A 21709-nucleotide genomic window follows, 5' to 3' on the forward strand; every position below is an offset into this window, starting at 1 on the left:
GGAGGTCATGAACGCTCTCGGGCGCGGAGAGTCGGCGGTCTCGCAGTGGGTCATTGGCCCATCGCAGCAGCGCCGATCCCGACCAACTGAGTTCAGCGTGACGCGAGCACTCGGCTTGGTCGCCGTAGCTCAAGAGACAGCCGACGACCGGCAGGCTTGGCGACAGAAGGCGTCCGAACCGCTATTTGCCATCCGGGGCCGGATCGGTGCGCGTGCTGGTTCGCCGGAATACGCCAGCGCCATCGTGCGGATGCTCGGCGAAGCACTTCAGCTTGTCGGAAGCAGTCACGCTGGACTGGATGTCAGTCAACCCTCGGCCCGAGGTGTACGTCAGCTTGATCTCGCAGCGAGAGCTGGCGTGCGGTGGTCCGGCATCCTCAATGCAGCCGAACTGACTGCCGTTCTCGGCTGGCCAGTAGAAGGCACTTCTCATCTCCGCACCGCACACGGCCGACAGTACCCCGCACCTCCATCCCTTCTGACTCCGGTAGAAGGCGTGGTTCATCCGCCCGAACGTGTCCTCGGGGCCGGCCTGCACCCAAGTCAGACCGATCAACTGGTCACGATGTCGACAGAGGCTGCCCTGCATCATCTGCACGTCGTCGGGCCGACTGGGAGCGGCAAGTCAACGCTTCTGGCTCAGCTCATCAAAACGGACGTCGAGGCAGGTCGAAGCGTTCTCGTTCTAGAACCCCGTGGCGACCTCGTAGAAGAGGTGCTGGCCGGCGTGCCCGCGGAGCGCCGTGAAGATGTGGTCATCATCGAGCCCGGTGCAACCGACAAGGTCGTTGGCTTCAACCCGCTGGCCGGTCGTTTGGAGGACGCCGAGCGTCAAGCCGACCACCTCCTGCACCTCTTCAACGAGTTGTACGGCAACAGCATCGGCCCGCGTAGTAGCGACGTACTTCTGCACGCGCTCATCGCCTTGGCACGCAGCGACCAAGGGACGCTCGCCGACCTCCCCGTCCTCTTGACGAACGCTGCTTTCCGTAGACGCCAGCTTGCAGCAGTCAGTGACCCGCTCGTCCTCGCGCCCTTCTTTGCCTGGTACGACGGCCTCTCAGAGGCCGAACGCCACCAAGTCATCAGCCCGGTTCTCAACAAGACCCGGGCTTTTTTGAGCCGCACGGCTATCCGAAGACTGCTCGGCCAACCGCGTCCGCGCTTCTCGCTGGACGAGCTGTTCCAACGGCCGCGGATTGTGCTGGTGAACCTGAACGCGGGCGTCATCGGCGAGGCGACGGCCGAACTCGTCGGCGCCCTGCTCATGACACAGCTCTGGCAGACCATGCAGCGCCGGGCGATGATCCCGGCGCATCAGCGGCGACCGGTCATGGTGGTGATCGACGAGGTTCAGAACTACCTGCGGCTGCCCGTAGACCTCGGCGAAATGTTCGCCCAGGCGCGCGGGCTTGGGGTCTCACTGACGGTGGCACATCAGCACCTCGCCCAGCTCACAGCAAAGATGCGAACCGGACTCCTCGCCAACGCACGGTCTCGTCTGGTGTTCCGGCCAAGCGTCGAGGACGGGTCCGCCTTGGCCGCCGCACTTGGAGGTGGGCTTTCGGCTCAGGACCTAGCGCTCCTCGGCGCGCACGAGGCGTACGCCGAGATTCTCGTCAACCAGAAGCCCAGTGACCCGTTTCTAATTCGGACGCGTCGGCTGGATGGCCCGGTTCTCAGTGATCCGACCGACCTTCGACGTTGGAGTGCGGCAGCGTACGGCGTCGATAGCGCCGCTCTCGATGATGCGCTTCGTCAGCGGTGGAGTGGCAGTGACCACACGCCAGACGGACCGATCGGTCACGCGCCACGGAGGCAAGCGTGATCGCCTCGGCTTACCGTTCGCGTCGGCGTTCGCTTCACGTTGGACGCGGTGGCCGAGCTGCCTCTGTTGCCGGACAACGCGCGCCAGCGAATATCTCACCTGCAAGAGGACTTGCCCGATGAAGACACCATCATCAGCCGTCCGCGTGGACCAGGTGCGTCGTCGTCTCAACGACCGTGACATGGCAGTTCTCACCGTGCTGCATCGGGTTCGTCTTGCTAGTCTTCGCCAACTACAGCGGCTGCTCGTCGTCGATGGGTCGCCAGCTGCACGGACTCGCCGAGCACAACTCTTGCTGACGCGACTCACGAAGCGCGGTGTCGTGACCCGGTTCTCGCGGATCATCGGTGGACTTCGTGCAGGATCGTCCGGCTACATCTACGGACTGTCGGCGTTAGGGCAAGCTGTCCTCGATACTGGCGGCCCGCTCGGTGGTCGGCGTCGCCGAGTCTGGGAAGCAAAGCCGTACTTTCAAGACCACATGCTGGCCGTGAGCGAACTGTACGTGCGTCTTGTCGAGCAGCATCGGCTTGGTCAGGGCGACCTCCTGGACTACGACGCTGAACCGGCCGCCTGGCGTCACTTCACTGGCTCCGGTGGCGAACTGGTGGTGGTCAAGCCTGACGCTTACGTGCGTCTTGGTGCGGGGGCTATCGAGCACAGCAGCTTCATCGAGGTCGATCTGACCACCGAGACACTGCCGACCATCCAGCGCAAATCACAGCGGTACATCGACTACTGGCGCTCCGGCATGGAGCAGCAGTGGCGCGGCGTTTTCCCGAAAGTCGTGTGGTTAGTACAGAACGAGCAGCGGGCGGAACGGATCACGAGCGTTACTCGCAAGCTCGCCTCCGACGCGCAGGCACTCTTTGACGTCGGGCTTCTCGACGCGGCAACGCAGCTCCTAGGTGGTGGGGTTCAGGGAGCTGCCGCATGATGACAAAACCACACTGCCGATCGCCGCCCTAGCGGCTTAACAAAGCTAGCCAAGTGCGTTACAACTAAAGGAGGTGATATATGAATAATGATGAACAACGACAACCAACCCTTCAGGAGGCACCCGATAGAACGGCACTTCTGACGGTCCGTGAGGCGTACCTACGACTCCGGATCAGCAAGTGGAAGCTGTACGACCTGATCCGCACACGTCGCTTGTCGTCGATCCAGATTGGACGGCGGCGGTTCGTGCCGGTGGACGCCCTACGAGCCTATGTACAGCAACGGTCGCAGGAGTCCTTAGTCTGATGGCCCGCCGCAATTCCAACGGCGAAGGCACGATCTACCGGCGCAAGGATGGTCGGTATGAGGGTGCCGTCTACGTCCTCACGACGAGCGGAACACGAAAGCGGGTGCGCCTCTACGGCGCTACCCGCGCCGAGGTGCACGTCAAGCTCACCGAGGCCAAGGCAAAGAACGACCAAGGAATACCAGCGACGGATAAGAGCTGGCTCGTCGGGGACTATCTGGACTACTGGCTAGAATCCGTCATCAAGCCGAACCGGCGGCCAACGACCTACGAGGCGTACGAAGGCAACATACGGCTCTATCTTAAGCCGGGGCTGGGCACCCTAAAGCTCACTCAGGTGACGGTGCCTGTGCTGCAACGTTTCTTGAACCAACAACTCAGCAACGGTCGCTCTGTCCGTAAAGTGGAGATGCTCAAAGAGACGCTCAGTCCGGCGCTCGGCCAGGCAATGTACGAGGAACTGCTCACCCGCAATGTTGCACGACTTGTGAAGCTACCGAGCTACGAGAGCGACGACGTAGAGCCATGGACACCAGCAGAGGTCACGCGGTTCTTTGACGCCGCCAAAGATCATAGGTGGTACCCCGCTTTCTTGCTCGTCGCACTCTACGGGCTACGTCGCGGTGAAGTACTCGGGCTACGCTGGAGTGATATCGACGTGAAAGCGGCTGTCATACGCGTCCGCCAACAGGTAGTCCGTGCAAACGGCACTATCCACATAGGTCCGCTCAAAACTCGTGCCGGGCGACGAGATTTACCGTTACTCTCGGCCGTCGCCGACGAGTTGGTGGAACACCGAGTCCGCCAGGTGAGCACGTCGGACGCTGACCTCGTCTTCACTACCTCTACGGGCCACTCCATCGAGCCGAACAAGCTGACGCAAACCTTCTACGCTATCTGTGCTCAGTACAGCCTCCGAAGGATCAAGCTTCACCACTTGCGTCACACTGCCGCGACGATCCTCAAGGACCTTGGTGTCCCGGCCCGTGATGCGCAGCTCATTCTTGGCCATAGCAACATCGCCATCACGCAGCAGATCTATCAGCACGACACGATGGACTCACGGCGCAGTGCCATGGAGCGTATGGAGACAGCCGTTCTCCCCTCCACCACCATGCTAAGAGCGTCGAAGGCTGGGCTTGACGGCAACGGTAGCCGTCAAAATAGCCGTCAAACACGAAAAAACCCAGTATCTCTACTGGGGTCATTCGATGGTGCGGGTACAGGGACTCTAAGTCGAAACAGGCCAACTTTGGGTGGTGCGCTGGAGCGCGTTACAGAGGTAAACGCCATCTTGCGTGAGAGCCGAAGACAGTGGATGTTGGGGGTCGTTGCCGTCAACTTAGCCGTCAGAAATCAAGAGTTAGTTGCGCCGAACCTCCACAGACTTGCAGCGTAAGACGAAACTATTCATTCGCAGCCGGCCACCGTCATTAGAACGCGGTATTCTAGCTTGCCCGTTCTAGCCCTTGGAGGGCTGACGCACAGTTCGGCCTGGTGCGCTCAGAACCACGTCTTTTAACCACGCAAGTTGGTGAGCAGTTGCTCTGCCTGTGCCAAAAGCTGGTCGTACGTCATCACGCTAATTCCGTGCAAGCGTGCGTTCAGGCCATGCAACGCCCGGAGTCTGGCATCACTCCACCCATCGGAGCGTCCAATGACAATCATAGCGCGCGGGTGATATGCGACGATCTCGCTGTGGTCCCGCAATCCATTTGCAGCAGCTTCGTGAAGTACGTCGAGGTACCGATGGCATTGGCCGATAGCCATGGACGCCTCCCGAGACCAGAAATAGCATTTGTGCGTAGAATCATACTTGATCGGTTCCATGTCGGGGCGCTTAAGTTCGAAGATGTCACGAAGTCCGTTAGCCGTCTGCTTCATCAGGCCGTCGACCGAGTCGCCAATAGCGATAGTCCGAACTTCGTCTTGCATGGCATAGGCATTCCCGAACGCCCACGCATGGCGCTCGCACCATTCTTGATACTCTTGCTCGCTTACAACTCCATCGTCGAGGTATGAGCGAAGCTCGTCGATGGCTACCGATAGTTCGGTGAGGCGCACACTAGATTGCAGCCCCAAAAGAATCTCTGCGCCGTCCTCAGTATCCGCTAGCGCCCGCAAAACCTCCTCATTGGCCACAAGTGGCGCAATGGCTTGCCCCACTGCTGTCGGGTCGCGACCTGCTAGCGGGGTGCCACTACCATCAAGCCGCAGTATGAGGAAATCCCCATCCTCTTTCCCTTCAGCAACTGCGAGCCCCTCTTCAAGCACGCGCTTAAGCTCCTGGGCTTCGTCGTGCGTGAGCGTAAATTCGACTGGAAACCCGGTCAAGAAGATATTTTGTGACTTCTTCCAATAGATGAGCTTTGGGGCAATCTGATCGCCTTCAGATCGCTTAATATACTGAAGAAGTACCTCGAAATGTAGCTTGGCTGTGTCCTTGATCACAATAGGGTTTGTGAACGATACCTGCTCCTGGTTTTGTGACTGCCGACGCGAGACTTGACGTTCCTGGGACATACTTAGCTCCTATACTTCATTATACGATGACCACGTGCCGAACGCTTGATAGTCCGATGACATTTTTGACAACCGACTAGCTTCTTAAGGCATATATCGGTTTTCGAGCGCCGTAAAGAATTTGCGCAGCATGTCTGAAGCTCCGTCTTTCATGAGTTCATCACCCCCAAATCGAAAAACTTCATAGCCGCGTAACCGCAACGCACGGTCCTCAGCCATCATCTCCCCGTAGAGCTGGGGCGAAGGCTTCCCATCACTAGAATAATGCTGCTTCCCATCCACTTCTATGACAATGCGTACCCCACCAGGAAATATGAGCAAGAAATCCATTCGTTCCCGCTTAAGGCGCTCGGGCTTCTTGAGCATCTTACGTTCCCTGTGCGTTAGCGGATCGTATTGCAAGTAGACTTGAGGAAATAGCGCAGGCTTTTTGAAGCCTTCGTCACCACCGTACCGCTCGCAGTAGGTACGGAATAGTTCCTGTTCTGGTGGGCTTCCGAGAGATGCCGACAGCCTCTTGAATAGGTTCTGCCCAGCCTCATAATCGCTCATTGAATCAAGCCGTCGCTCAGCCTTCCACCACGCAGCCAACTCATCCCACATCACGCCAGCGCTGGTTAAGGGCCTGTTGTAGACAAGGCAAGTATCCGCGTGCTTGACCACTTCAATCGTATTGTTGATCGCATCTCGTAAAATAATCTCTGGTTTGTATCCGGTTGAAGCGAAGATTATGTTCTTCAATTCACCATCAACGCCACGAAAGCCAGGTGGACCAGAGACGGCATCCTCTAACTCTTCAAGCTTGGTCAAAACTGGAGTGAAAAGGCTGTTCACGTATCCGCGCCGTACCGCCCATGATCCACCGTGCGTCATGCCTTGTTCACTCCAGTAGCCGTGCCATCCGTCAAAGTCATTAAATGGCGGATCAAACGACACGTCTAGTCTTCGGAGGACAGCTCTTAGTGTGCGTATTGCAAGAGCGCTCTCTTCGTCGTTGAGCTTCTGGCTCTGATCTGTTCCATAAGCGGTTAACTCTGACTTGACCAGCCGCGCAAGAGCATATCCTGCTTCGAGATCTGTATGATCCTTGAGCGTTCCGGCACGAAGCTGGTTCGCAAGCTTTGAATTGAACTCATCACGCATATTCCAGTTGGCGTCTGGCACCTCGTAGAAGAAGTTACTCGGTCTCATAGTCGAATATTACAGTGACTCCCTGTAGTCGGTCAATGGCTCAATGAAATGCCTTTTTTCAAAAAGGTGAAATCACAGGCAGCGCCGTTGAATTCTTGCTCCTACAACCTCCGCAGCGTACCGGTAAAGATTGCCGGTCCAACTGTGAAGTGATGATGACAGCCTCACCACAACGTGGACTACTCGCTCCCGTAACCTCGGACGATCCGCTCCTGCTCGCGCGACAGGACATGAGCGCTCAGCATGATGATTCCCTCCGCATGAGCGCGCCGTATGCGATGCCACCCGTCGATGGGCCATAGCTCATCGGTACGAGGCAGAGGAACAATGATGAGCGGCTTTGCGAGGTCAACAGATGGCCAGTGCTCGTCATTGATCGTGGCCGAAGAAAGCTCAGCAATCCAACCGGTCACATCGACTGGCGTCGGTTCGCAGTCGACAGTCAACTTCTCGGCTGCGGTGACGTTCCAGCTGAACTCGTCGCCGTACCAGAAGACTTGGATAGGATCGGGTAACATGCGGCCTTCTCAACTCTCGCGAATCAGTGACGACTTGAAGACACCATCGAGCACCTTCACATCTACTCCCGCACTCCCAACTCGCCTGAAAAATGGCCTGACAGCGCAACGTTGCGCCAGAATTTCCACCGCTCAAGCAGGTACGATTTTCGCTCCGGACCTACAAGATCTATCTTAGCTAGCGCTTCAGATGGGTTACTTATGGATTCAGCCATTTCCATCATGTACGCGCCAGTACAAAAGGTTGGCGGCACTGCCGAGAGCGTCCAGCCGTCCACGTGGCGTGTGATCGTGGCATAGTCTCGCGCCTCTGACTCTGGCATCAGCTGGTCGTAGGTGAAGAAGTGCTCTCGATCGCGGGCCATGTGGTCGCGCTTTCGCCGTATGTAGTCCGCATCGTCATGCTTGGAAGTTGCCGCCCGGAATTCTGCGTCCCGACCATAGACGAGGACAAACTGTGGCTCGATCGGACGATGCGAGTATCTGGGAGCATACGTCTTCGCAAAGATCAGCTGATTCTCGGGAGAAGAGAACCACACCTTCCACTCGGTCAGCTGATCTATCGCTTGAGTCAGCGGGGCCGTTGGCGTCCTTGATCCCGGGTTGAACCAAGGCTTCAGCGGGCTCTCAATCTCGATACATATAGGGCGTATCGCTGCCGTATCACGCCGAACCCACATGAAGTCGGGCACACGCTTAGGTCCGAGCCCCTGGAGGGGAGGCTGCCGAATCACTGCCTCAAACGAAGGGCCATGGTGCCCTCCCGGACCTACGCTGTCCGTCGCTCCTGGAAGAAGACATGGATGGCGTTCGAGAAACAACTGCATCTCACGTTCACTACTACATGACTCCAGGAACCTCTGCCACTCAGGCACCAGCCAAGTAGAGTACTCATCCCACGACGGCGACCGTGGGCGATCCTCGCAGAGATCAGACTGTACTGAAGCGAACGTGGTCACCTCAGCAGTATGGCCGTCAGTGAACAACGGCGCCCTGGTTCGGGTGAGTACTCAAGCGCGGCAGTCAAGCCCGCGCGCAGTCCGACGCTACGAGTCGGTACAGCAGACTGTTGCTAGATCGAAGGAATCAACCGCGCGCCGGCCGCGGCTGCTTGGTCTACCCGACCTAGCTGCACGGCACGCGCAAGGTGTGCGGTAATGGTTACCGTGGATCACAACTCAATGCGCAAGCTCGTTGAGGGGCAGCTCCTTCGCCTGGAGGGGAAGGCCTTCCAGGACTGTATGGATCGACTAGGGCTCGCGCTGTACCCCGGCGACTACCAGCCCGTGCGTGCTGCTGGTCCCAAAGGCGACACCAAGAACGACGGCTATTGCCCGAAGGCTCGGGTCTTCTTCGCAGCGCACGCAACGCGCGGCGAGCGGATCGACAAGACCAAGCTGAAGATCAGCGGTGACTTGGAGGGCTGCCTCCAGCAGCATCGGGACGTAAGAGTATGGCGCTTCCTGACTAACGACACTGTGCAAGGCGAGGTCGACCAGTTCATCGACAACGAGCTTCGTCCCCGGTACCGAGATGTCACTATCGAGGTGTGGGGACTCAAGACGCTCGCCGACGAAATCTGCAAGCTCGGTCGGCATCAAGTCGAGAAGATCATCGATGTCCTCATCTCGGAGGACGAGCCAGAATTTGAAGTCGTGCCGCTCAACCACATGAAGACAGGACGCGACCTCTGGCCAATCCTCTCTGGTTGCGTCGGGTGGTTTGAACATGCAGAGCCGGACGACTGCACTGACGAAGAGCAAGACCTCATCGACAGCACCATCCAGAGCCTCCGTGATTGGAGCGACATTTCATCCGACATCGAAGACTCTCGTTCTTCGGTGCGCGACGCACAGCGCAGCATCACCGCCATGCTGGAGGAGCTAGCAGAAATGAGACTTGCTCTCTTCGCTGGGATGAAAGACAACCATCCATTTGGGGGCGGCCCATCGCCGCTACTGGGGAGGTTCGCGATATTTAAGGTTGCGCGGTTCGCTAAGGAGCAGCGCGAATCCTCCCGCGATTAACAATCTAATGGAGCCAGTACCTCTCAAAGTTTCATGAGCTCACGGACAAGCTCCGGAAGTAGGAACGCCCGCACCATCTCCTGTCGTTCCTCAGGAAGTCCCCGCACGATGCGCTGGAACTCTGCCACTCTGACGACATGGTTCACGACAAAGACCACGTACGGGAAGTATTCCTCGTTCCAGTGCTGAGCCGCCGTCCAGTATCCTGATAGCTTCTCGACGATTCGTACCGGTCGCTCAGTAGCGAGGTCGATCTCCAGGAAGTAGCTGCTGCTTCGTCCCTGCGCCGGGTAGTCCAAGTGCACGAAGAGGTCAGCCCGAACTGGGGGAACCGAGCGTTCCACCTCCCAGCGTTTCACTGTGAGAAGGCCGCGGTTCTCGGCTCGACGCAGTTCAAGGTAGGTATCCGCGATCATGAGGGCGTGCGTGTTGACGTTTGGTGATGGCCGACTTTCCGTACCGAGCAGAAGTCGACCGTACCTACCGAGCTGGTAGACATAGGCGCCGGCCCCGCCTTTGTCTCCGCTGGCTCTCCGTCCCACCCGCGCGAGGTAGCCGAGCCGGACCAAGCGTCCGAGCACGCGGTCGGGAACAGCGTGCGACCTATCGGCAAGCAGCAGCTCGGTGATGTGGGTTGACGCAAGCTGGGTGAACTGGTCGACCAGGCGCAAGATGTCGAGGTCGCGAGTGCTCAGCTCCATCAATCACTCCTCCTCCGGGATAGTCACACCAAGATAGGTGGCCTTCTCGCTGGTCAGATGAGGTGTCAAGGTAGGGCTACGCCTACGGTTCCCCTATGACTGGCCTAGGTGGTTCTCCTCCTTGGTCACGCACGTCACGAGATGAAAGCCGTTGCCAGAGGTGCGTGGGTGCGAGAGTGTGAGATGCGGTTTCAGGCCAGTCAGCGCGATAGCAGGGAGGTTCACCGTGAGAGGACCGGTGGGCAACCAGGTCATCGCCGCTTCGCACCTCAGCTTGTCCTGGGCCGTCGACGAATTGGTGCGCACGCTCCCTGCCGCACAGCTCAGGAAGCTCAAGGTTTCAGCGGGAGAGCATCTGGCTGCCATCCTGACCACTGCGTTCCTTGGCGCTGCACCAACGACGATCGACACTGATGGAGGCACGGACCTCCAGTTCGATTTCACGGACGACACCACTCGATGGCTCCAACCAAGCAACGTGCGTGCTGCCGACTTCGAGGTGAAGTCCCTTCCTGGAGACTTCCGTCGATTCGATGCGGCCATCAACCAGGCCGAGGCAGCGGGAAGAGAACCAGACCGCGTCTTTAAGACAAAAGTCACATCGGCTAACCACGTCCTTCTGCACCCAGGACGCGGGGTGATCGCCAACGCTATGGCCCAGCTTGCTCGAAAGTCGTCGCCTGGCCACTCCAAGAATGTTTTCCTCATCGTGCATCCTTTCGAGCATTTCACAGTGGAGTGCGTGGACAATGTCTTCATCTCGCATTTGCTCGACCCGCTCAGCGACATCGATGGTGTCGACACCGTATGGATCTTGTGGGCGCCAGATACCATCGTCGTGTACTCGTCGGAGTATCAGCGATGGGCAGATCTCGTATTCGGATACACGGAGGAGGAGCTATCCTCCAGTCCTGACAACGAGTTAGCTTTGCTCCAGCAGGTCGAGATGGATTTCCTGGACCGAACCGGCAACTCCGACGGTTCTCCGTACTTGTTTAGCTTGAGGGCCGATTCACAGCCACCCCGGCTTAGTGACACCTAACAGATTGAGTCCACACCCTGACCACGTTCGAGGGATTGCATCACGCCTCTCATCGGGGTCCGCCGAACTTCGGCCGCGTCGCCTTCCCAGACGTAGGCGCAGCAACACCACGCCTGGTCCTGATTTCCTGCTCTACCTCCGCAACTGGCCGTCCGTACCGTTCGCGAGAGCGGCGGCGTGCTTCCCCGGCGGAGCCCGTTGCCCTGACCGGTGGCAGCGTGACCCCGGTAACGGGCGCACTCACGCCGTCACCGGTAGCGAGTCTCGCAATCACCTCAAACTGACGCAGATTCATGAAGTCGTCTTCGGTCACGGTGCTGCCGAACCCGCGAGCGAAGTACTTGGCCTCGTCGGCAGATGTCTGAAAGACCACCGTCGACCGTGCGTTGTTCTGGGTGGCGTCTTGCAGCTCTCGGCTGAGTTGCCCGATGAACTGATGGGCAACGGTCATAGCGAGGCCCAGGCTGCGGCTCTTTGCAAGCATGTCGCCGGGCGAGATTGGTAGGTTCAAGAAGTCCTGGAACTCATCGAGATAAAGCATCGTCGGGTTGGTCGGATCAGCAATCCCACCCTGCACCGCGCTCCAGATGGCGTTGAGCAGCAGACTGCCGAGGAGTCCAGCCGTATCCTTCCCTTCGGTCGCGCGGCCCAGGTTGATGAGCAGAATCTTCCGGCCCTTGATGATGTCCGTAAGGTTCACCGTGCTCGTGCTCTGCCCGATGATGTTCCGAAGCGACCGCCGAGACGCGAGCTGCCAGATCCGGTCCATGATCGGCCTGAAGTAGAGATCGCGCTGTGCCTTCGGTAGATCGGTGATCTCCTGCCACCACGCAGCCAACTCCTCAATGTGCGAAACGCCGCGAATGAGGCGAGCCGAGAACTCGGCTTGATCCGGCCTCGGTACGGCGAGCGGTTGGAGGTCGGCGAAGGTCATCGCCCCTACCGCCTCGATGCTCATCATGAGCGTGAGGATGAGGTGGTAAAAGCCCTGACGTACGCGAACACCCCTGGCATCCTGCGGGTACAGGTGGTCGAAGAGACGTTGAATGTCAGCAGCCACCACATAAGGACTGCCCTGGAGGATGTTGAAGCCAACCGGGTGCTCCGTGTCGCCAACGTCCAGGAGGACGACGTCTTGGACGCGATGTTCCGGTACGCGTGCCAGCGCCTCGTAGAACAGGTCACCCTTACTTTCGATCAGGATGACCCCACGACCTGCGTTCATGTCCTGGGCCATCAGGTTGGTAAGAAGCGCCGTCTTCCCGCTCCCCGTTGGCCCGACAATCTGGAGGTGCTTCGCCGACTCGATGGGAGACAGGGCCAGCAGCCGTTCATCACCAGGAAAGTTCGAGCGAGCGAGTACGCGGCCGGTGCGTGGAATTAGACCACTTGCAGCAAGCTGCCGAGTCCTGCCCCGTGGAAGCCCGGCAACATGCGGATTCCCAATCGGCCAGGCGATGAGCGCCGCGAGTTCGCTCGCGCTCATTCGCGCCGGAAACAGGAGTGGCACCGTCGCCGAGGTGACCCGCTCGACGACGCGCCGCGATGAGATGGGCCGCGATGAGATGGGCCGTCTCCTGAGTTGGTTGTTGGGCGTTGCCACACCAGCGATGCTTGAACGGACACGAGAAAGCAGCCGGTTCGCCTGAACCTCGTCCCTCGCCCGCGCCGCCACTCGCAACACACTGAGGAAGTTCGGTTCAGCCAGCTTAGAGCGGATGTCAGCGACAGCATCAGCGTTCCTCGTGTCCTCCAGGAACCGCGCGACCATGAAGGAGTCGCGACCCGTCCGGTCCTGCCGTGGTCGCGGTGGTTGCTCACGAAGCGCGGGCGACACCACCCACTGAAGAACGAGTGCTTCACTGGTACCAAGCCCTTGCAGCGTGGCGAGGATGCCCGCCGACAGTGCCTCAGCGTTCGAGGCGGACAGCGTCCGGCGTGAGTTGGTCTGTCCCAGCTCCACCGCGACCGTCCAGTAATCGGGCTGTTCTTGGCCCCCTGCCGGCGTGACCGTAGAACCGGGCACGAGCGTGCGCAGCTGCGGCACGACGAAGTCGACTGACTCACGCGGCACGAGCAGCCGGTGCGAGATGCCCCGGTTCGAGGCTCGGACTTCGAAGACAAGCGCGCGGACACCAAACAGCCGCCGCGGTCCCGTTTGGACCGTGCCACTCACCGCTCGGAGCCATGTCACTACCTGGTCGCCGGTCAGGGACGTGGGGAATGTGAGGGAGTACGACACGTACCTAGTGCTCTTCGACTGGCTCTTCGACTGCATCGCGATGACTCCCCTTACCACTTCATCATGCGGTAGTAGATGGCGCCGAGCACCACGACAACCACCAGGCCACTAACGAGGTACGGGACGAGTGGTTCAATCGCGAGCCACAACATCCGAATAGTGAACGCAGCCAGCAGCAGCGTGACGAGCACACTCCGAGCCTTCTTCACGAGAGACCTCCTGGGGGTTGAAGCGACCGACCTAAGATGAAGGCCGGCGGGCAGTTTGAAGGGGGCGCATCTAGGACGCGCCCCCTTCCGCTAGGTGCTATTGGACTACCGAGTGTTTGTGCGGTCAGACCGCTTCGGCCCTATACCTCGGCCGACATCACTCAAGAACTGCCAGACACGGCCAACCACGAAGCCACCGAGGCTGCCGATCACGACATGCATCACTGCCGCCACCGCCATTCGTCAATCACTTCATCGATGAGCTCGCTGTCGTACTCGTAGCGGTTCATCGCCGCCTCGATCTGGCGCTTGCGCTTGTTGCGCTCGATCGAAGGGCCGTGCTTTTTGGCGATGTACGCGCCGATGGCAAACGGCGTTCCGAAGAACAGGACGATCCAGAAGAGTCCTAGCAGAGCCATGACGTCACTTCCTTAGGTGGTGTTGTCGCCGACCTACCGTGGAGGCCGACGGAAGTGAGGAGGGGGCGGTCGGAAGAACGCCCCCTCCGGGGTAGATGGGGTGACTTCGGCCCGAGGGCTGCCTTCCCCATGACGCGCTGTTCCTTGAGCGGTCAGCTGGCCACGTAGCAGGCCCGGCGCCACTGAGCGCCGCCCCTGCCGTAGCGGACAACCTTCATGGTCTGGCTGCGCTGCACGCGCGAAATAAACCAAGGCCGCAAGATGCGCGCCCAGTAGATCCGGGCCTTCAGGGATCGCCAGCCGACATCATTGGCTAGTCCGTCCACATACCTCTTCTCTCGCTTCACGACTGCCGCTCCCTACGGCTGTGCTGCCGAGAGGCGGGGGTGCGGTTCTCACGGGCTACCGCCCGCAGCTGCCGCATGGCGGCGTTCTTCTTGCGACGCCGCAGGACGTACAGCTCCGTCGGGCTCAGCCCCCGGCCGGTGTTCTCGGAACCCGACCGCCTCTCAGACCGCAGAACGACAACAAATGCCGCTACGGCCAAAAGGACAATTAGCCCCAAGAAAAGGTGTTCCGCCACCATCAGCAGGCCGTTCACTACAGCCCCCGCCCGCGCCCGAAGTCGCGGATGTCGCGGGTCGTGGTGCGGGCGTACTCCTGGACGATGGGGATCAACAGAGAAGCGATGTACTGGTCATTGCCCGCCAGCTCCCGCGCGAGGCCCGCCACGTCGGTCACGTCCTGCATGGCGTCCTCGGTCAGGCGCTTGCGGAAGATGGCCTTGACTTCTTCCTGCTTACCGGCGCTCACGAGCCCGAACAGCTCGATGTCCGCCCGCTCCACCGCTGCCCGCTGACGACGGGTCGGGCGGGCAACTTCACCGCGCCGTCCCCGGCCGCCCTGGTCGCCACCGCCAAAAAGCATCAGGTCGTTGCTCATGGGCTTCGCCTCCTTCTTCTACGCGGGTGCGTGCGACCCGCGTGTTTGAAGGCTCTGACCGAGAGCAGCGGACAGTACAGGACAGATGAGTCGACAGTTCAACTGTCCACTGGGCCGCTTGCTGTCCGGTGGTTTCTGGGATACTGACCAGCACCAACACACTGGTCTGGAGGGTTGTCATGGACGACGTTGATGAGCTGGTGACGGCGTTCAAGACCCTGCGTAACGGCGAAGGACTCACCGCCGTCAAGCTGGACGAGTACGACGATGAGCGACTCCGGCGACTTCTCGGCAACCCGGAAGATGGCGCAGCCGCGCTCCACCTGATCGACGAGCTCATTGGGAAGATGCTCGATCGTTCCCAAGCGTGGGCGATGCGTGACATCGGCACCAAGGTGAAAAAGCACCTAGTCCCACGAGCGGTGCGCGTGGCCTTGGCCGTCGGCGACGATGACGAGGGCAGCCCTCTAAGCAGTCACGGCATTCTGACGGAGCGTCGAGCGTGGGCATGTCGAAAGGAGGGCGACCGCGCTGCGTACTTCATGGTGGCGGACTCCAGAACCCACAGCCGCTACGAGGATGATGGGTTCCTCGTCCTCGCTCGTCTGGTCATCGCCCATGCTGACAACCCCGCCTTCAATGAGGCGGCTGTCTACGAGCGAGCAAGCGCGGGCCAGGCCGCACACTTCACCCCGCTCGACGCTCCCAACGTGCAGGTTGCTCTTTCAGGTCCCGCGCCGCTCCTCAAGGCGCAGGTTGACCACGATCCCACCGCGGTTACGGAAGAACCCCTCGACCAACCCGTCCCGCCGGCGGTGGTGAAAGTCGTCAGCTTCTTTCGTGACCTCCGCAGTGCCGTGAGTCGCTATAAATCACCACCTCCGCCCGCCGAGAAGCTGACCTACCTTCAGGCGCTCCGCGTCCTCGTGACAGAAAAGAGCCAGAAGAAACCCATCCCAGCCACCGAGCGGCAGTACCGACTGCGAGTAGCAGTGGTCGCAGGGGTAGCTGTTCTTGTGGCGGTCGCTCTCACCATAGGTCTGACCGGATCAACTCCTCAATGGCTGCGCGGTAGTAGAGGAGCGTCTTCGGCTCCGGTGCCGTCAACACCACCGAAGGCAACCATCACGGGCACCCCCGCCGAGAAGATAGACAACACCAGGGGGTGGGGGCCAGCGCGGAAGACCTTCATTATGAACAGCCCCGCGTCGTACCCGGTGTTCAACAGCATCACGAACAACCCGAGCCAAGGGGATGAGCGCAACTTCTTCCAGTGCCACGACCTGACGGGCGGCGGGAACTGGGGTAGCGAACTCATCGCCGAGGACCAGCACACCTACCAGTGCTATCTCTTCTTCGCCAACGACGTTGCCCCGAACCTAGATTCCATCGCTTCACCGAACAGCGGCGGAAACGTGGCCGCCAAGCTTCAAAACGCCCGTGCGCGTGTGCAGCTCCCCGCTCCTGGTACGTACAACCCTGGCTTTGTGGCTGTCCTCTCGGCAGACAACGCCATCATAGTCTGGACGAGTTGCAATTTCATCGCGCCTCGCCCGGTGACCCTGACCTACGTCCCGGGCTCCGCCCGGATGTACACGGTTGCCACCCCGAAGGATGGAGCGCCACTCAAGGATGAGAACAGTCTCATCCAAACCGGCGCGCTCCTCGGTGATAACCAAGATGGCTACCTCGGCCAGCACACGGGATACATTCTCTTCAATGTGACCGTGAAACTGGGTTAGATGCCCGCCTTTTAACAGAGGTGAACAGCGGTTAGATATTGCCTATTTAGGCAATATGTGTTTAAATAATGACAATTACCTTAAACGGTAATGCACCCGTGCCTTACAGGTCTTCGGATGCGGCACTCTGCCCACTGGTTTAGCCGGTGGTGTGCCCCATCAGAATCGACCGAACAGAGGCACACCTACATGTTGGAAGAAACCACATCAGACGAGATGTTGGTGACCGCGGGTTTCGTAACCACGGCACCCGTCTACTACTCCGGCCACCCCGCGTGCTGCAAGGTGGACGACCTGAGGGACGCGCTGTTCACGACCACACGCGAGGCGATCGTGAAGCTGCCCATCAGGCTGGGCACGGACACCTTGTGTTCGCTCACTGTCACGATGGCCTGCCCGATCTGGACACCGCTCGGTGAATACGACGACCCTGACGTGGAAACCCTCCCGGACTGGTACGTCGAAGGCGACAACCCGACTCCCACCGAACAGTTCGGCAAGAAGGTGCGCGTCTACTTCATCGGCCACCCCAGCGGCACCTTCGACCAGGTGTACATCCAGACCATCTCCGACGAAGAGCCGTCGCTCATCGCCCGACGCTGAACCCTTCCGACATCAACACCCCGCACCACAACGAAGAACACCCCGTGTCCGTTGTGGATGAGGGGTGTTCTTCGTTTGAGGAGAGTAGTTGAGCTCTACGGGTCCGGAGACTGCCCTTAAAACCCGTCCTCTATCATGGCCATACCCCCACGTGAGGAAGTCTCATCCATGGCCCAGAAGGTAGAAGTCACTCTTATCGACGATCTCGACGGTAGCAACGCCGATGAGACCATCTCGTTCGGGCTCGGCGGTACACGCTATGAAATCGACCTGAGCGGAAAGAACGCGACCGCACTGCGCGAAACCCTCGCGCCGTACGTCGCCGTTGCGCGCAAGGTCAGCGGGTCTCAGAAGGCTGGCCGAGGTGGTGCGCGTCCGGTGGCACCAGTCGGCCCGAAGACAGCAGACGTTCGTGAGTGGGCCAAGGCAGAAGGCATCCAGATCTCTGAGCGCGGTCGCATCGCTGCCGGTGTCATCGTGAAGTTCCAGGAAGCACACTAGACGGACCCCCACGCCCGACAAAGAGCACCCCACTCCACATCAGGCGCCGGGTGCTCTTTGTCAGAGCGCCTTCAAGCCATCCCGTACCCGCCTCAGAAGGTCGGGTTCAACGGCGTACTCATTCACCTGTGCTGGTGATGGCTTCCACGTGCGCTGTCGCTTTGGCAACGGCCCTGGCTTCAGTGGGATCTCCAGCTCACACCACACCCACTTGCCGCCGCCCTCAGCGCGGTAAAAGCCCCAGCGCCGACTCAAAGCCTTCACGATCAACAGGCCCCGACCGCCTTCGGCGTCGAGATCTTCTTCGTCTCGCGCGATCGGCAACGTGGAGTTCTGATCCCAGACTTCGATGACCAGGCCATCTCCAAGGATGACCAACCGCACCTGAATCAACGCTAGGTCTGCGAGCATCGGCCAGCTCGGCGACGGCTCCGTAATGCCGGTCATCGTCACGGCGTTGGTCACCAGCTCGGAGACGAGTAGTTCAGCGTCGTCCGCCAGGTGGTCGAGATGCCACGACTTCAAAGTGGAGCGGACAAACAGCCTGGAGCAACTGGCCGCTGTCGCCACTGCCGCGAGGTGAATCTCGCTCTTCACACTCGGCCGTGGGCTAGCCATGGCCGGCTGCACCTTGATGAGTGTCATCAACGGCTCGGACGCTACGCACATGGTCGCCACCACCTTCGGTCGTCCCGACCTGTGGCTGAGTGGGGGCCACGTCATCGGCCGGATGCCTGGATAGCGGCAAGGGCTTCACGGTGTACTCCATGGACTTGATGACCAGACCGGCAACGGGCTCATACCTCGGGCAGGCGTCCGGGCGTTGCCGGTCTGGTCGGCTCTTTGACAGCGCCTAGAAGGCGAGATTGTGCTCAGCGAGGACAGCTCGCTTACACGGGAAAGCGCAGCCGCACACAGCACACAGGCCGTGGTTGTCGGTGTGCTCGTTCAAGATCTTGGTGGCGAGTCGGATGAGCGCGTCGAACTCGTCGCGCAGTTCCGTGCTGGTGATCGTCTCGGCCATACCCGCTCACTCCTTGCCAGGAGCGAAGAAGGTCATCAGGCGGTCGCGGATGAAGGCTGCCGACTGCTCTGGTGGTCGCTTATTGCAGTCCACCCGGAGCACGTCGAAACCGGCCTGAATCAGCCGTTCGGTGGCCTGCCGGTAGAAGTGCACTTCAGCGTGAGAGCTCCCCGGCGAGAGCTGGAACCGGTTATGTGGCCCGCGTTCCGTCAGTCGCTCCGAGATGACCTCGGGGTCAGCCTCCAGGATCACGGCCAAGTCGGGCCGATCAGCTTCGGCGTTGAGCTGCCAAAGGAACGTCGGGTCGATGCCGTCGAAGCGTTGCATGACGAGACCCGACGGGATATAGCGGTCACTTACCACGGTGCGGCCTTGTTCCATCTGCGGCCGGACTTCCACCTCAAGGTGGTAGTACCGATCTGCGGCGTACAAGCAGGCCAGCGCGTGACCGGTGGTCGTCTCTGTCAGCTCGCGGCACAGCCGACCGATAGGCCCTGACGACGGTTCAGCCGTGATGTGTACGTCCTCACCAGCGGCCACGAGCAGTTGCGCCAGGTGGTGAACGATGGTCGACTTCCCTGCACCGCTCGGCCCGTCGACCGTGACGAACAACCCACGTGGATGGTCAGAAAAGGGCCGCAGGCTCATCGTCGCCCCCTCCTGCCGGTTGGCCGCGCAGTTCTTCCAGGGTTACCGCACGATTGGCCAGCTCCACGAACAAGCGAGCCGCCACCAGCGCGTCATAGGTGGCGCGGTGAGGCGAGAGCCCTTCGGGCAGTCCCTCGGCCAGCTTGAACATCTCGACCAACGCGCCGAGCTTGTAGCTCTGCTGGCCAGGCACCAAGCGACGGGCGAGCTTGAGGGTGTCGAACACCTCGGGGCACTCCCAGTCCCCGAGCTTGCGGCTGAGAACGCCAACGTCCACGTGGGCGTTGTGAGCGACGAGTGCCGAGGCGTTCAAGGCGTGGAGCACCTGACCCCTGATATCCGCGAACACCGGAGCGCCCATGACGTCCTTGTCCGTCAGGCCGTGAATGCGAGTGGCGTAGAACTTGATGGACCTCTCCGGCTTCACCAGCCAGCTCATCGGCTCCCCGACTACGCCGCCGACGATCGGCACGGCGGCGAACTCCACCAAGTCGGGCGGCTGCTGACCGTTGCCCTCGATGTCCACGACCACGTAGGTGAGGTTCGTCCAGTCAGCCATCTTGCTTCGTGTCCTTCCATCCGATGTCGGCTCGACCATGCCGCCGCTCGACGTGCGGATGACGCACGTCGTGAACCTGGAAGCCGAGCGCGTGTTGCAGGTAGTAGCGCGGCTGCTCAGTCTCCAGGCCGGATACGACAGCCGCGCGCTCCGTGATGTCCACGACCACCAGGCCACGCGCCTCGGGCAAGATGCTGGCGACTTCCCGAAGCCGCTCAGCGACGGGGACATGATGAGCGCTGGCGCACAGCTCAAGCTGACTCAGCGGGCAGATGTCGCACAGTTCTCGGATGCCGTAGTGGCCGTTGTAGTCCGGCAGACCATGGGCGTAGCTCACCGCACAGGAAGTCTTCCGGAACAAGGTCGAGCCGGCGAAGGCCGCAAGAACGCGCCGTTCTAGCGTCTCCGGCACGATCTTCCGACGCGCGGTGTCCTCGTACGGCTCGGGCAACCCGTTGGCCTTGTAGTACTCGGCGATCTGGTCGCGGTAGAACAAGCCGGTAAAGACCGTCGCGTCGGCGTGCTTGCTCAGCGCGTACGCAGCATCGAGGTGTTCGTCGGAGTCGTTGAGACCTGGCACCAGCGGACGCCAGTAGAGGATCGTGCGGTACTTCCGGCGCTCCGGCGTGCTCATGAGCTTCAAGGACTCCGCCGCCACGTGTGAGGGGTAGGGCTCGATGTCCTTGTTGTCGATGCCGGAGTACGTGAACAGCAACGTCACCTTGACGTACTTGAGCGCGTTGAGCCGGTGGATGTCCTCGGACTTCATCTGGTGCCGTGTGATGACCAAGACGTGGTTGGTCAACTTGCGGTCGTCGAGGTCTTCGAGCACGGCGAAGGTGTGCGGCCGGACGATCGGCAAGAACGGATCGGTTGCCCGGTTGAACACCTGAATCGGCGTCACGTGCGGCTGGAAGTAGCGGTGATTGACGAGTTCTTCGACGGCGACGGCGTCCGTCATGAGGGCGCGCGGTATCCGCTGATCCCACAAGCCGTAGGTGTGGCGGATGCAGTACGCGCAGTCCAGGGGGCACCCCTGGATGTGGTTCAGGCTGAGTCCGCTCTTGCGGTACTCCACGACTTCGCGGGCACGTTCGGGCAGTCGTTTGATCTGTTCCCTGCTCAGCAGGGCAACGCTGGTAGCCACCTGGCTAGCTCCCTTGATCCCTTGAGGGGCGGTGATTCACCGTCCGTTCGGGAGACTAGGGGCGAAAATCAGAGGCGAACAGAAAATTTCTCAGTATTTCTAGCAATCACTCGCACGTGGCAAGAGACGGGAAAGCACGAGACACCCACTGGGTGTGCCGGTCCGGCGTCACTACTGTCCCGCATGTGGACATCATTCAGCAGGTCAAGGCGCTTGGATTGCCGCTTGGTCAGTATGTCGTGTTCGGGAGCGGCCCGTTGGCGGCTCGTGGTATTCGAGCAACAGCCGATGTCGATCTGTTCACGACCACCGCGCTTTATACCCAGCTCAAGGTGAATGGCTGGGAGGAGAAAGAAAAGCCCGTCGACGCGAGAGGATTTTACCTCACTCGCGGCATCTATGAAGCCAACGACACCTGGCACCACGGCTCGTATAACCCGAGGCCAGAGGCCATCATCGCGGCGGCGGACATCATAAATGGTGTGCCGTTTGCTCCACTGGTAGAAGTGCTGAAGTGGAAGCAGGCATTCGGCCGACCCAAGGATGTCGCCGACGTGCGGTTAATCGAGCAGTACATGAGCGCCCACCAGTAACGAC

General features: G+C 60.3%; 25 protein-coding genes. 10 read left to right on the plus strand and 15 right to left on the minus strand.

The window, feature by feature from the left end:
* Window positions 1–97: 97 nt before the first annotated feature.
* The 4 genes from VGZ32_RS08515 (at window position 98) to VGZ32_RS08530 (ending at window position 4473) form a co-directional block, all read left to right on the plus strand.
* The gene (locus VGZ32_RS08515) at window positions 98–1828 is read left to right on the plus strand and encodes a type IV secretory system conjugative DNA transfer family protein (protein ID WP_326885331.1); all 1731 of its coding nucleotides are present in this window, start codon (window positions 98–100) and stop codon (window positions 1826–1828) included.
* 118 nt (window positions 1829–1946) lie between these two features.
* A complete protein-coding gene (locus VGZ32_RS08520; protein ID WP_326885332.1) occupies window positions 1947–2765 on the plus strand; it encodes a replication-relaxation family protein in 819 nt (272 codons plus the stop codon).
* An 80-nt stretch (window positions 2766–2845) separates the two neighbouring features.
* Entirely contained in the window at window positions 2846–3073 is a 228-nt protein-coding gene (locus tag VGZ32_RS08525; protein ID WP_326885333.1) for a helix-turn-helix domain-containing protein, read from the plus strand.
* Window positions 3073–4473 carry a site-specific integrase gene (locus tag VGZ32_RS08530; protein ID WP_326885334.1) on the plus strand — a complete coding sequence of 467 codons (1401 nt, stop codon included), beginning with the start codon at window positions 3073–3075 and terminating at the stop codon, window positions 4471–4473. Before VGZ32_RS08525 ends, VGZ32_RS08530 begins: the two co-directional genes overlap by 1 nt.
* A gap of 119 nt (window positions 4474–4592) precedes the next feature.
* Here the strand turns inward: VGZ32_RS08530 and VGZ32_RS08535 are convergent, their stop codons facing one another.
* The 4 genes from VGZ32_RS08535 to VGZ32_RS08550 all read right to left on the minus strand — a co-directional run bounded on the left by VGZ32_RS08535 (window position 4593) and on the right by VGZ32_RS08550 (window position 8265).
* Complete coding sequence (locus VGZ32_RS08535; RefSeq protein WP_326885335.1) at window positions 4593–5597, minus strand: Shedu anti-phage system protein SduA domain-containing protein; 1005 nt, start codon at window positions 5595–5597, stop codon at window positions 4593–4595.
* An 84-nt stretch (window positions 5598–5681) separates the two neighbouring features.
* Entirely contained in the window at window positions 5682–6788 is a 1107-nt protein-coding gene (locus VGZ32_RS08540) for a hypothetical protein (protein ID WP_326885336.1), read from the minus strand.
* A 179-nt stretch (window positions 6789–6967) separates the two neighbouring features.
* The gene (locus VGZ32_RS08545; protein WP_326885337.1) at window positions 6968–7306 is read right to left on the minus strand and encodes a hypothetical protein; all 339 of its coding nucleotides are present in this window, start codon (window positions 7304–7306) and stop codon (window positions 6968–6970) included.
* Window positions 7307–7368: 62 nt separating this feature from the next.
* A complete protein-coding gene (locus VGZ32_RS08550) occupies window positions 7369–8265 on the minus strand; it encodes a Shedu anti-phage system protein SduA domain-containing protein (protein WP_326885338.1) in 897 nt (298 codons plus the stop codon).
* Between the two features lie 198 nt (window positions 8266–8463).
* On the opposite strand from VGZ32_RS08550, the gene VGZ32_RS08555 reads away from it, so the two are divergent.
* The gene (locus VGZ32_RS08555; protein ID WP_326885339.1) at window positions 8464–9333 is read left to right on the plus strand and encodes a hypothetical protein; all 870 of its coding nucleotides are present in this window, start codon (window positions 8464–8466) and stop codon (window positions 9331–9333) included.
* 23 nt (window positions 9334–9356) lie between these two features.
* Here VGZ32_RS08555 and VGZ32_RS08560 read toward each other — a convergent pair whose 3' ends face one another.
* The gene (locus VGZ32_RS08560) at window positions 9357–10034 is read right to left on the minus strand and encodes a replication-relaxation family protein (protein WP_326885340.1); all 678 of its coding nucleotides are present in this window, start codon (window positions 10032–10034) and stop codon (window positions 9357–9359) included.
* Window positions 10035–10272: 238 nt separating this feature from the next.
* Between VGZ32_RS08560 and VGZ32_RS08565 the strand changes: the two genes are divergently transcribed.
* Window positions 10273–11076, plus strand: a complete 804-nt coding sequence (locus tag VGZ32_RS08565) for a hypothetical protein (protein ID WP_326885341.1) — start codon at window positions 10273–10275, stop codon at window positions 11074–11076.
* Between the two features lie 49 nt (window positions 11077–11125).
* Here VGZ32_RS08565 and VGZ32_RS08570 read toward each other — a convergent pair whose 3' ends face one another.
* The 5 genes from VGZ32_RS08570 to VGZ32_RS08590 form a co-directional block, all read right to left on the minus strand.
* The gene (locus VGZ32_RS08570) at window positions 11126–13252 is read right to left on the minus strand and encodes a hypothetical protein (protein WP_326885342.1); all 2127 of its coding nucleotides are present in this window, start codon (window positions 13250–13252) and stop codon (window positions 11126–11128) included.
* Between the two features lie 116 nt (window positions 13253–13368).
* Entirely contained in the window at window positions 13369–13509 is a 141-nt protein-coding gene (locus VGZ32_RS08575; RefSeq protein ID WP_326885343.1) for a hypothetical protein, read from the minus strand.
* 239 nt (window positions 13510–13748) lie between these two features.
* Complete coding sequence (locus VGZ32_RS08580; protein WP_326885344.1) at window positions 13749–13946, minus strand: hypothetical protein; 198 nt, start codon at window positions 13944–13946, stop codon at window positions 13749–13751.
* A gap of 152 nt (window positions 13947–14098) precedes the next feature.
* Window positions 14099–14293 carry a hypothetical protein gene (locus VGZ32_RS08585; RefSeq protein ID WP_326885345.1) on the minus strand — a complete coding sequence of 65 codons (195 nt, stop codon included), beginning with the start codon at window positions 14291–14293 and terminating at the stop codon, window positions 14099–14101.
* Window positions 14294–14546: 253 nt separating this feature from the next.
* Entirely contained in the window at window positions 14547–14888 is a 342-nt protein-coding gene (locus VGZ32_RS08590; protein ID WP_326885346.1) for a hypothetical protein, read from the minus strand.
* Window positions 14889–15067: 179 nt separating this feature from the next.
* Between VGZ32_RS08590 and VGZ32_RS08595 the strand changes: the two genes are divergently transcribed.
* From VGZ32_RS08595 to VGZ32_RS08605, 3 genes are all read left to right on the plus strand, one after another.
* Window positions 15068–16630, plus strand: coding sequence for a hypothetical protein (locus VGZ32_RS08595; protein WP_326885347.1), 1563 nt, complete (start codon window positions 15068–15070; stop codon window positions 16628–16630).
* A gap of 222 nt (window positions 16631–16852) precedes the next feature.
* On the plus strand, window positions 16853–17233 hold the full coding sequence (locus tag VGZ32_RS08600) for a hypothetical protein (protein WP_326885348.1): 381 nt from the start codon (window positions 16853–16855) through the stop codon (window positions 17231–17233).
* Between the two features lie 168 nt (window positions 17234–17401).
* Window positions 17402–17734 (plus strand): Lsr2 family protein, encoded by a 333-nt coding sequence (locus VGZ32_RS08605; RefSeq protein WP_326885349.1) that lies wholly within the window; start codon window positions 17402–17404, stop codon window positions 17732–17734.
* A gap of 60 nt (window positions 17735–17794) precedes the next feature.
* On the opposite strand, the gene VGZ32_RS08610 is transcribed toward VGZ32_RS08605, so the two are convergent.
* The 5 genes from VGZ32_RS08610 to VGZ32_RS08630 all read right to left on the minus strand — a co-directional run bounded on the left by VGZ32_RS08610 (window position 17795) and on the right by VGZ32_RS08630 (window position 20926).
* The gene (locus VGZ32_RS08610; protein ID WP_326885350.1) at window positions 17795–18379 is read right to left on the minus strand and encodes an ATP-binding protein; all 585 of its coding nucleotides are present in this window, start codon (window positions 18377–18379) and stop codon (window positions 17795–17797) included.
* 208 nt (window positions 18380–18587) lie between these two features.
* Window positions 18588–18758, minus strand: a complete 171-nt coding sequence (locus tag VGZ32_RS08615) for a hypothetical protein (RefSeq protein WP_326885351.1) — start codon at window positions 18756–18758, stop codon at window positions 18588–18590.
* A 6-nt stretch (window positions 18759–18764) separates the two neighbouring features.
* Complete coding sequence (tmk, locus tag VGZ32_RS08620) at window positions 18765–19406, minus strand: dTMP kinase (RefSeq protein ID WP_326885352.1); 642 nt, start codon at window positions 19404–19406, stop codon at window positions 18765–18767.
* Window positions 19384–19965, minus strand: coding sequence for a 3'-5' exonuclease (locus VGZ32_RS08625; protein WP_326885353.1), 582 nt, complete (start codon window positions 19963–19965; stop codon window positions 19384–19386). The genes tmk and VGZ32_RS08625 overlap by 23 nt, the downstream gene beginning before the upstream one ends.
* Window positions 19958–20926 carry a hypothetical protein gene (locus VGZ32_RS08630; protein WP_326885355.1) on the minus strand — a complete coding sequence of 323 codons (969 nt, stop codon included), beginning with the start codon at window positions 20924–20926 and terminating at the stop codon, window positions 19958–19960. Before VGZ32_RS08630 ends, VGZ32_RS08625 begins: the two co-directional genes overlap by 8 nt.
* Window positions 20927–21297: 371 nt before the next feature.
* Here VGZ32_RS08630 and VGZ32_RS08635 point away from each other — a divergent pair, with 371 nt between their 5' ends.
* Window positions 21298–21705, plus strand: coding sequence for a hypothetical protein (locus VGZ32_RS08635; RefSeq protein ID WP_326885356.1), 408 nt, complete (start codon window positions 21298–21300; stop codon window positions 21703–21705).
* Window positions 21706–21709: the final 4 nt, after the last annotated feature.

The sequence above is a fragment of the Actinocrinis sp. genome (genome assembly GCF_035938995.1).
In the GTDB taxonomy this organism is placed as follows: domain Bacteria; phylum Actinomycetota; class Actinomycetes; order Streptomycetales; family Catenulisporaceae; genus DASZGI01.

What these genes read in the sequence shown, in the direction of transcription:
- VGZ32_RS08555 (WP_326885339.1), top strand. Translation starts at nt 8,464, where the DNA reads ATGGTTACCGTGGATCACAACTCAATGCGCAAGCTCGTTGAGGGGCAG.
- VGZ32_RS08530 (WP_326885334.1), top strand. Translation starts at nt 3,073, where the DNA reads ATGGCCCGCCGCAATTCCAACGGCGAAGGCACGATCTACCGGCGCAAG.
- VGZ32_RS08525 (WP_326885333.1), top strand. Translation starts at nt 2,846, where the DNA reads ATGAATAATGATGAACAACGACAACCAACCCTTCAGGAGGCACCCGAT.
- VGZ32_RS08535 (WP_326885335.1), bottom strand. Translation starts at nt 5,597, where the DNA reads ATGTCCCAGGAACGTCAAGTCTCGCGTCGGCAGTCACAAAACCAGGAG.
- VGZ32_RS08545 (WP_326885337.1), bottom strand. Translation starts at nt 7,306, where the DNA reads ATGTTACCCGATCCTATCCAAGTCTTCTGGTACGGCGACGAGTTCAGC.
- VGZ32_RS08590 (WP_326885346.1), bottom strand. Translation starts at nt 14,888, where the DNA reads ATGAGCAACGACCTGATGCTTTTTGGCGGTGGCGACCAGGGCGGCCGG.
- VGZ32_RS08520 (WP_326885332.1), top strand. Translation starts at nt 1,947, where the DNA reads ATGAAGACACCATCATCAGCCGTCCGCGTGGACCAGGTGCGTCGTCGT.
- VGZ32_RS08630 (WP_326885355.1), bottom strand. Translation starts at nt 20,926, where the DNA reads ATGACGGACGCCGTCGCCGTCGAAGAACTCGTCAATCACCGCTACTTC.
- VGZ32_RS08615 (WP_326885351.1), bottom strand. Translation starts at nt 18,758, where the DNA reads ATGGCCGAGACGATCACCAGCACGGAACTGCGCGACGAGTTCGACGCG.
- VGZ32_RS08540 (WP_326885336.1), bottom strand. Translation starts at nt 6,788, where the DNA reads ATGAGACCGAGTAACTTCTTCTACGAGGTGCCAGACGCCAACTGGAAT.
- VGZ32_RS08560 (WP_326885340.1), bottom strand. Translation starts at nt 10,034, where the DNA reads ATGGAGCTGAGCACTCGCGACCTCGACATCTTGCGCCTGGTCGACCAG.
- VGZ32_RS08605 (WP_326885349.1), top strand. Translation starts at nt 17,402, where the DNA reads ATGGCCCAGAAGGTAGAAGTCACTCTTATCGACGATCTCGACGGTAGC.
- tmk (WP_326885352.1), bottom strand. Translation starts at nt 19,406, where the DNA reads ATGAGCCTGCGGCCCTTTTCTGACCATCCACGTGGGTTGTTCGTCACG.
- VGZ32_RS08595 (WP_326885347.1), top strand. Translation starts at nt 15,068, where the DNA reads ATGGACGACGTTGATGAGCTGGTGACGGCGTTCAAGACCCTGCGTAAC.
- VGZ32_RS08580 (WP_326885344.1), bottom strand. Translation starts at nt 13,946, where the DNA reads ATGGCTCTGCTAGGACTCTTCTGGATCGTCCTGTTCTTCGGAACGCCG.
- VGZ32_RS08625 (WP_326885353.1), bottom strand. Translation starts at nt 19,965, where the DNA reads ATGGCTGACTGGACGAACCTCACCTACGTGGTCGTGGACATCGAGGGC.
- VGZ32_RS08610 (WP_326885350.1), bottom strand. Translation starts at nt 18,379, where the DNA reads ATGACACTCATCAAGGTGCAGCCGGCCATGGCTAGCCCACGGCCGAGT.